This window comes from Actinoalloteichus spitiensis RMV-1378, assembly GCF_000239155.1.
Classification (GTDB): Bacteria; Actinomycetota; Actinomycetes; order Mycobacteriales; family Pseudonocardiaceae; genus Actinoalloteichus_B; species Actinoalloteichus_B spitiensis.
Map to the genome: position 1 here is coordinate 1 of NZ_AGVX02000437.1, position 8,217 is coordinate 8,217.

The window sequence follows — 8,217 nt, forward strand, 5'->3', positions numbered from 1 at the left end:
GCGGCGGCGGCCCGCCGGGGCCGTGTGCTACCGCCCGTCGACGAGGATCGTGGCGACGATGCCGGTGAGGTGGGCCAGCCGCGCCAGTTCCGAGGCCCGGAACATCGGCCCGCCGGGCCGGCCGACCAGCAGGACCCGGTCCGGCTTCCCGAGCGGGGTCGCCGCCAGCTCCGTGCCCAGCTCCCGCCAGGTCGCCGGCACCCACTCCTCCTCGCCGTCCAGGATGGCGGCGTGGTCCAGTGGTAACCACGGCAGTCTCAGCGCCCTGGTCTCCGGCGCGGCGGCGCTCGCGGCGAGGCGGAAGGCGCCCTCGCCGTTGTCGCCCACGACCATCGCCCACCCGGAGCGGACGATGCGTGGCACGCCCTGCACGAAGACGTCCAGACCGGTGCTGGGATCGGAGGCGACGTCCTCGACGAGTTCCAGTTCGCGGAAGGTGTCGAGCACCCCCGCGTAGGGGCGGACGGCGTCGACCTCGACCCCGTCGATGGACTCGGCGGCGGTGATCAGCACGTCCGGCAGCCGACCTGAGGGCAGTTCGACCACCAGGTCGTCGATGGCGACGCCGGAACCACGCTCCACCACGTCGACGCTGAGGATGTCAGCCCCCGCCTCTCCCAGGGCGGTGGCCACCGCGCCCAGCTTGCCGGGCTCGTCCGGCAGCTGTACGCGGATCAGGAAGGACACTGAATCCACAGCCTCCTGCTACTGTGCGCGGAACCTCGCCGCCCGCGCGGTGCACGGCACGTCGCCGCCGAATGGTGACAGATCAGCGCCCTGGGACGGGATCGCCGCCCGCGCTGTCGATCAAGCATCCCACTCGCCGTCAACACGGGAAAGGCCCCCGCCAGGAATTCGGGTGAAATCGCCGTGACCCGTCGTTCGAGCGGGTGTTCCGGCGGGGCCGTCCACCGGTCCAGTCTGGCAGCCCGACGAGGACGGGCGATGGCGGGGCCAGCCGGTCAGCCCGCATCCCGGTGCTCGCGGCGGCGGGTGCGGGCCGGTACGGGGTGTGCCCCGCCCACCCATAGAATGGCGAGGTCATTCCCTGTCCACCCTCGCGAACCACGATCAGGGGGTTCTCGTTTTGCCCGCCATTTCCCGTGACGAGGTCGCGCACCTCGCCCGGCTGGCCAGGCTGGCCGTGACCGAGGAGGAACTCGACACCTTCGCCTCCCAGCTCGGCGTGATCCTGGAGTCGGTGGCCAAGGTCGGTGAGGTGGCGGCCGGGGACATCCCCCCCACCTCCCACGCGGTGCCCCTCACCAACGTCTTCCGCCCCGACGAGGTCCGCCCGGGCCTGACGCAGCGGGAGGCGCTCGCCGCCGCCCCCGCCGTGGAGGAGAACCGTTTCCGCGTTCCGCGCATCCTCGGGGAGGAGCAGTGAGCAACCCCGTGTCCGACGAGATCACCCGTTCCACGGCGGCCGACCTGGCCGAGCGCATCCACCGCCGCGAGGTGAGCGCCGTCGAGGTGACCCAGGCCCACCTGGACCGCATCGCGGCGGTGGACCCCGAGATCCACGCGTTCCTCCACGTTGACGAGGCCGGCGCGTTGGCGGCCGCGGAAGCCGTGGACTCCGCGCTCGCGGCCGGCGAGGCGCCGGCGTCCCCGCTGGCCGGTGTCCCCCTGGCGCTGAAGGACATCCTCACCACCAAGGGCGTCCCGACCACCTGCGGTTCCCGGATGTTGGACGGCTGGCTGCCGCCCTACGACGCGACCGTGACCCGCCGGCTGCGCGAGGCGGGCGTCGTCGTGCTCGGGAAGACGAACATGGACGAGTTCGCGATGGGCTCCTCCACCGAGAACTCCGCGTACGGGGTGACCAGGAACCCCTGGGACCGGGACCGCGTTCCCGGCGGCTCCGGCGGCGGGTCCTCCGCCTCGCTGGCCGCCTTCGAGGCCCCGCTGGCCATCGGGACCGACACCGGCGGCTCGATCCGCCAGCCGGGCGCGGTCACCGGCACCGTCGGCGTGAAGCCCACCTACGGCGGTGTGTCCCGCTACGGGCTGGTGGCCTTCTCGTCCAGCCTGGACCAGGCCGGCCCCTGCGCCCGGACGGTCCTGGACGCCGCGCTCCTGCACGAGGTCATCGGCGGCCACGACCCGCTGGACTCCACCTCCATCGACGCGCCCGTTCCCCCCGTGGTCGCGGCGGCCCGGCAGGGCGCCAGCGGCGACCTCACCGGCGTCCGCGTCGGCGTGGTCACCCAGTTCGCGGGGGAGGGCTACCAGCCCGGCGTGCTGCGGTCCTTCGACGCCGCCGTGCAGCTGCTCGCCGAGCTCGGCGCCGAGATCGTCGAGGTCTCCTGCCCGCACTTCGACTACGCGATGGGTGCCTACTACCTGATCGCGCCCAGCGAGTGCTCGTCGAACCTCGCCCGGTTCGACGCGATGCGCTACGGCCTGCGGGTCGGCGACGACGGGGCCAGGCTCTCCGCCGAGGAGGTCATGTCGCTGACCCGGGAGGCCGGCTTCGGCCCGGAGGTCAAGCGCCGCATCATGATCGGAACGCACGCGCTGTCCTCGGGCTACTACGACGCCTACTACGGGCAGGCGCAGAAGGTTCGCACCCTGATCGCCCGCGACTTCGCCGCCGCCTACGAGAAGGTCGACGTGCTGGTGTCGCCGACCACGCCGACCACGGCGTTCCGGATCGGGGAGCGGGTGGACGACCCGCTGGCCATGTACCTGGCGGACCTGTGCACCATCCCGGCGAACCTCGCCGGCAACGCCGCCATGAGCGTGCCCTCCGGGCTCTCCGACGAGGACGGGCTGCCGGTGGGACTCCAGGTCATGGCACCCGCGCAGGCCGACGACCGGATGTACCGGGTCAGCGCGGCCTTCGAGGTGGCGCGGGACGCCGCACAGGGCGGACCGCTGATCCAGCGGGTCCCCGACCTGGCGGTGACCGCCTGATGGCCACGGTTCCGGGACGGCCGCTGTGCTGACCCGGATCGAGGTCGACGGCTTCAAGTCGTTCGCCGACTTCGGGTTGGACATCCCGCCGTTCCTGGCCATCCTCGGCCAAAACGCCAGCGGGAAGTCCAACCTGTTCGACGCGATCCAGCTGTTGGGGCGGCTCGCCAGCTCCCCGTCCCTCTACGACGCCTGTACCGGGGCCAGGGGTGACCTCTCCGAGCTGTTCCGCTGGAAAGGCGACGGAACGGCCGTCAACCAGATGCGCTTCGCCGTCGAGGTGCTGCTGGAGCCCACGGTCGTCGACCCCTTCGGCCGGGAGGTGCAGGTCACGCACACCCGGCTGCGGTACGAGCTGAAGATCGAGCGCCGCACCGTCGAGGACGGCTCTCCCCGCCTGTTCGTCGTCTCCGAGGAGGCGCGACCCATCCGCCGCAAGGATGACGGCTGGGTCCGGTACCAGCGGGTCAGCCGGGAGTTCCGCGACGCCAAACTCGCGTACCGGCGGACCTCGGATCTTCTCGTCACCGAGACCAACAGCGCCGGGGACGCGGTCTTCTCCATCCGGCAGGAGGGCAACCAGGGGCGGGCCCGGCAGCTGCCAGCGCACGCGGCGGAGGCCACCGTGCTCTCCAGCATCACCTCCACCGTGGAGTTCCCCCTGCTCTACGCGCTCCGCCGCGAGATGGAGTCCTGGCGTTTCCTCCAGCTCGACCCGGTCGCGCTGCGCAGCCCGAGCACCCCGGAGCAACGGGGCGACCAGCTGGAACCAGCCGGCGGGAACCTCGCCAAGGTGCTCCGGAGGATCGAACGGGAGACCTCCCTCGACCAGGGCAGCGTGCTGGACGACATCACGGTGGACCTCGCCCAGGTCGTGCGCGGGTTCAGCGGGGTGGAGGTGGAGGAGAACCCGGCGACCGGTCAGTGGGAGATCCACCTCGACACCAGCGACGAGGGCAGGGTGAGTGCGCGCATCGCCTCGGATGGCACCATGCGGGTACTGGCCCTGCTCGCCGCGCTGCACGACCCGAAGTACCGGGGTCTGATCTGCTTCGAGGAGCCCGAGAACGGCATTTTCCCGCAGCGGTTCAGGGCGCTGGTGGAACTGCTCCGGAACCTCGTCACCCACCCGGTGGACGCGGACGCGGGGGAGGAGCCCCTCGCGCAACTGGTGCTGTCCAGCCACTCGCCGCTGGTGCTGTTCGTGGTCGATCCTGCGGACATCATCGTCATGGACTGGGTGAGCAGGGTCGAGCCCGGCGGCGGGAGCAGCCGGGTCTCGCGGGCCCGTTCGTTGGACGAACCCTCCCGGTTGAGCAGGAGCCGGGGTGGCGTCCGGGCTGGTCAGGCCCAGCTCGACCTTAAGGTTCATGCGGTGTCGCGGCACGAGCAACGCGCGCTGCCCGGGATCGACCGGGAGCGCGCTCGGCGGTTGCTGGAGGATGACTGAGTGCGCCCGCTCAACACGGCGATCCTCGTGGAGGGGCCCACGGACGAGACGTTCTTCCGCGTGATCGTGTTCCGCGCCCTGCGTGACATCGGAAGTACTGGGACCAGCGCTGGTTTCGACCTGGCCGAACCCCTCACCTTCCAACGGCGACAGGACAAGCCCTGGCAGCGGTTCACCGAACAGGTAGCCGAGCTCACTCCCCGTCCCGACCTGGTGTTCTTCCACTACGACGGCACCACCGACCCGGAGCGGGAGCGGGAGCGGAGCTGGACCCCGATGCTCTCCTGCTGGGAGGCGGCCGAATTCGGCGGAAGTCCCGGACTGCCTCCGCTGGTGGAGTTGGCCCCGGTACGGGAGATGGAGGCGTGGGCGCTCGCCGACGTCGAGCTGGTCAACCGGCTCGCCCGCCGCGCGCCGAGCACCAGTGACGTCTTCGAGGCGGACCGCCTTCGGGATGTCGAGCGGCTCAGCGACCCCAAACGCACCCTCGCCGAGGCGATGAACACCGGACGTGGGCGCCGTCGGAGGCGGGACGTCAACGAGTACCTGCCGTTGCTGGCGGAGCGGGCCCGCCACACTGAGCTCCGTCGGGTTCCCTCCTACGATAGGTGGCGGCGACGTACCGCCGACAAGCTCCGCGACCTGGGCTTTCTCCGGTGAAGTCGTGAAGGGTCGACAGTCGGACCGAATGGGATGAGGAGACGCACAAGTGGCGGGTGACCGCGAGATAACCGACAAGCTGGACGACGACGAGCAGCAGAGCCTGATCAAGATCCTGTTCAACCTCGGGGGTCTGGTGTTCGGCGCGGTGGGCTCGCTGTCGGAACTGCGCAAGGCCCGGCAGGAGTCGGACCGGCTGTCGCTGGTCAACGCCGTGCTGCACCTGGCGGCGCTGGTGACCTCGGCCGGTCTGCTGTTCCGGAGCGTGCGGAGGGGCAGGAAGAAGTGAGCGCTCTCGTCGACCTGATGGACTACGACGACGTCCTGGCCACCTACGACCCGGTGCTCGGGCTCGAGGTGCACGTCGAGCTGTCCACGAACACCAAGATGTTCTGCGGCTGCCCCACCGACTTCGGTGGCGAGCCCAACACGCAGGTCTGCCCGACCTGCCTCGGGTTGCCCGGTGCGTTGCCGGTGGTCAACGGCAAGGCGGTGGAGTCGGCCATCCGGATCGGGTTGGCACTGAACTGCCAGATCGCCGAATGGTGCCGGTTCGCCCGGAAGAACTACTTCTACCCGGACATGCCGAAGAACTTCCAGACCTCGCAGTACGACGAGCCGATCGCCTTCGACGGCTACCTCGACGTGGTGCTGGAGGACGGCGAGACCTTCCGGGTGGACATCGAGCGTGCCCACATGGAGGAGGACACCGGTAAGTCGCTGCACGTCGGCGGCGCCACCGGCCGCATCCACGGTGCCGCGCACTCGCTGCTGGACTACAACCGGGCCGGCGTCCCGCTCATCGAGATCGTCACCAAGCCGATCGTCGGCGCCGGCGAGCGGGCCCCCGAGGTCGCCAAGGCGTACGTGAGCGCGCTGCGTGACCTGCTCCGCGCCCTCGACGTGTCCGACGTGCGGATGGACCAGGGCTCGTTGCGGTGCGACGCGAACGTGTCCCTCATGCCCAAGGGCAGCGACACCTTCGGCACCCGCACCGAGACGAAGAACGTGAACTCGCTGCGCAGCGTGGAGCGGGCGGTGCGGTTCGAGATGTCCCGGCAGGGCGCCGTGCTCTCCTCGGGCGGGTCGATCCTCCAGGAGACCCGCCACTTCGACGAGTCCAGCGGGAGCACCTCGGCCGGCCGGCGCAAGGAGACCTCGGAGGACTACCGCTACTTCCCCGAGCCCGACCTGGTGCCGGTCGCGCCGTCCCGGGAGTGGGTGGAGGAGCTGCGCGGCACGCTCCCGGAGTTGCCGTGGGAGCGCCGCCGCCGCATCCAACGGGAGTGGGACCTCTCCGACGCCGAGATGCGGGACCTGCTGAACGCGGGGGCCGTCGACCTCATCGCGGCGACGGTGGAGGCGGGCGCGTCCTCGGCGGAGGCCCGGTCCTGGTGGGTGTCCTACCTGCTCCAGCAGGCGAACCTGCGGGGCGAGGAGCTCGCCGCGCTGCCCATCACGCCGGTCCAGGTGGCCCGGGTCATCGAACTGGTCGCCACCGGAACCCTGACCAACAAGCTCGCCCGGCAGGCCGTGGACGGGGTCCTGGCCGGTGAGGGTGAGCCCGACGAGGTCGTCGCCGCCCGGGGCCTGAAGGTGGTCTCCGACGACTCGGCGCTGCGCACCGCCGTCGAGGCCGCGTTGGCGGCCAACCCGGACGTGGCCGAGAAGATCCGGGGCGGGAAGGTGCAGGCAGCGGGGGCCATCGTCGGCGCGGTGATGAAGGCCACCCAGGGCCAGGCCGACGCCAAACGTGTCCGGGAGCTGGTCATCGAGGCCGTGTCCGCCTGAGCGGCTCCACCAGGGTCGTGCTCCGGCCGCCGAGGGCGGTGCCCCGGAGCACGACCCGGTGCGCGTTCAAGCGTGGGCGGGAGGCCGGCGCGCCCGCCGCGCGGCTGGACCAGCCCTCCGGCCAGCCCCGGTCGGGGTCAGTCCTGACCGCCCACGGCGGTTTCGGGCCGGATGGTGACCAGCACGCGGTCGTCGGACGACTCCGGTTCCCCGCCCTCCTTGTTGCGGGTGCCCAGCCACATCTCGTCCTGACCGCTCCGCGCCAGCGGGCCCAGCCGGCCGAAGAGGTCGACCATGTTCAGTTCGGGGGCCCCGAGGAAGTCGCCCTCCGGCCCCAACGGGAGGTTCGCCGCCGCCGAGTCCTCGGTCAGCAGGACCACCACCATGTCCTCCCAGGCCGCGCACCCGGCGACCCCGGGCCGTTCCGGCCAGTTCCACGCCGCCTCCCCGAGCGGGCCGTCGAACTCGACCCGGTGCAGCAGGTCGACACCGTCGGCCCGGTCCGTCACCCAGGTCTGACCGGTCTCCGGTGCCACGCAGATCCCGTGCGGCGAGCTCAGCCCGCTGGCCACGGCCAGCGCTGCCGTGCCCGCGCTGCCTCCGGGGGTGTCGACACCCGGGGTGAAGCGCAGCAGCTTGCCGCCGGGGGAACCCGGGTCGCGGGCCTCCGCGTCCGAGGCCGCCCCGGTGGCGACGAGCAGCGCGCCCGCCGGGTCCAGGGCGAGCGCCCCACCGGTCTCCGGTCCACCGCGAGGGATGCCGGTGAGCACCGGTTTCGGGCTGTCACCGCGCGCCACGCGCACCACCCTGTTGTCCTCCGGGGTGCTGACGTAGGCGTAGACGAGCTCGTCCTCCAGGTAGTTCGGGGAGAGGGCGAGCCCGAGCAGGCCACCCCCGGAGGGGTCCACGTCGACGGTGGCGAACTCCTCGTACCGGTCCTTGCGCTCCGGATCGTCCTGGATGGCCACTCGCACGATGCGGCCGGTGGTGGCCTCACCCACGAGCGCGTGCTCCCCGTCGGGGAGCACGGCGATGCCGGCGACGGGGTCGAGGCAGGTGGCGACGACGGCGACGTGGTGGTCGACGCACCCTTCGGGCGGCGGCACGGGGGTCGACTCGTCCGGCTGGTCCCGCTGCTGGCGTTCCGGGGTGGCGTCGAAGGGGGTGGGCTGGACCGGGGTCGGCGTCCTCGGCTCCGACCATACGGCGCCCCGCTGGTCCTGCTCCGAGAAGTCGGCGCAGCCGGCAGTCACCAGCAGCGCGCACACCAGGCCCCACGTCGCCTGGCGGCGTGGACGCGGCGGTCGCGAGCTGCGGAGCATAGGTACGCAGCCTAGGCGTTGGACGGTGAGCGCGTGGTGAGCGCCGCCGGCTTTCCCGCCGGCGGCCGCCGCCGG

At 71.8% G+C, this 8,217-nt stretch carries 8 protein-coding genes; 6 read left to right on the forward strand and 2 right to left on the reverse strand.

Translation table 11 applies throughout. The features are described 5' to 3' along the window. Positions 1-27 precede the first annotated feature (27 nt). A complete protein-coding gene (locus tag ACTIDRAF_RS0218585; protein WP_016700231.1) occupies positions 28-687 on the reverse strand; it encodes an ACT domain-containing protein in 660 nt (219 codons plus the stop codon). Between the two features lie 400 nt (positions 688-1,087). On the opposite strand from ACTIDRAF_RS0218585, the gene gatC reads away from it, so the two are divergent. From gatC to gatB, 6 genes are read left to right on the forward strand one after another with little or no spacing between them, the layout of a single operon-like run. Continuing rightward, positions 1,088-1,387 (forward strand): Asp-tRNA(Asn)/Glu-tRNA(Gln) amidotransferase subunit GatC, encoded by a 300-nt coding sequence (gene gatC / locus ACTIDRAF_RS0218590; RefSeq protein WP_016700232.1) that lies wholly within the window; start codon positions 1,088-1,090, stop codon positions 1,385-1,387. Then, the gene (gene gatA, locus ACTIDRAF_RS0218595) at positions 1,384-2,919 is read left to right on the forward strand and encodes an Asp-tRNA(Asn)/Glu-tRNA(Gln) amidotransferase subunit GatA (protein WP_016700233.1); all 1,536 of its coding nucleotides are present in this window, start codon (positions 1,384-1,386) and stop codon (positions 2,917-2,919) included. The genes gatC and gatA overlap by 4 nt, the downstream gene beginning before the upstream one ends. A gap of 25 nt (positions 2,920-2,944) precedes the next feature. Continuing rightward, positions 2,945-4,369 (forward strand): AAA family ATPase, encoded by a 1,425-nt coding sequence (locus ACTIDRAF_RS0218600; protein WP_016700234.1) that lies wholly within the window; start codon positions 2,945-2,947, stop codon positions 4,367-4,369. Further along, positions 4,370-5,029, forward strand: coding sequence for a DUF4276 family protein (locus ACTIDRAF_RS0218605; protein WP_016700235.1), 660 nt, complete (start codon positions 4,370-4,372; stop codon positions 5,027-5,029). 49 nt (positions 5,030-5,078) lie between these two features. Then, the gene (locus ACTIDRAF_RS29700; RefSeq protein ID WP_016700236.1) at positions 5,079-5,318 is read left to right on the forward strand and encodes a hypothetical protein; all 240 of its coding nucleotides are present in this window, start codon (positions 5,079-5,081) and stop codon (positions 5,316-5,318) included. Beyond that, positions 5,315-6,820: an Asp-tRNA(Asn)/Glu-tRNA(Gln) amidotransferase subunit GatB gene (gene gatB / locus ACTIDRAF_RS0218615; protein WP_016700237.1), complete on the forward strand. Its 1,506-nt coding sequence runs from the start codon at positions 5,315-5,317 to the stop codon at positions 6,818-6,820. The genes ACTIDRAF_RS29700 and gatB overlap by 4 nt, the downstream gene beginning before the upstream one ends. Positions 6,821-6,957: 137 nt before the next feature. Here gatB and ACTIDRAF_RS29705 read toward each other — a convergent pair whose 3' ends face one another. Then, positions 6,958-8,142 (reverse strand): PQQ-dependent sugar dehydrogenase, encoded by a 1,185-nt coding sequence (locus ACTIDRAF_RS29705; RefSeq protein WP_083886464.1) that lies wholly within the window; start codon positions 8,140-8,142, stop codon positions 6,958-6,960. Between the last annotated feature and the right edge of the window lie 75 nt (positions 8,143-8,217).

Bases quoted from the DNA above. Each gene is read 5' to 3' on its own strand.
- ACTIDRAF_RS29705 (WP_083886464.1), bottom strand. From the start codon at position 8,142: ATGCTCCGCAGCTCGCGACCGCCGCGTCCACGCCGCCAGGCGACGTGG.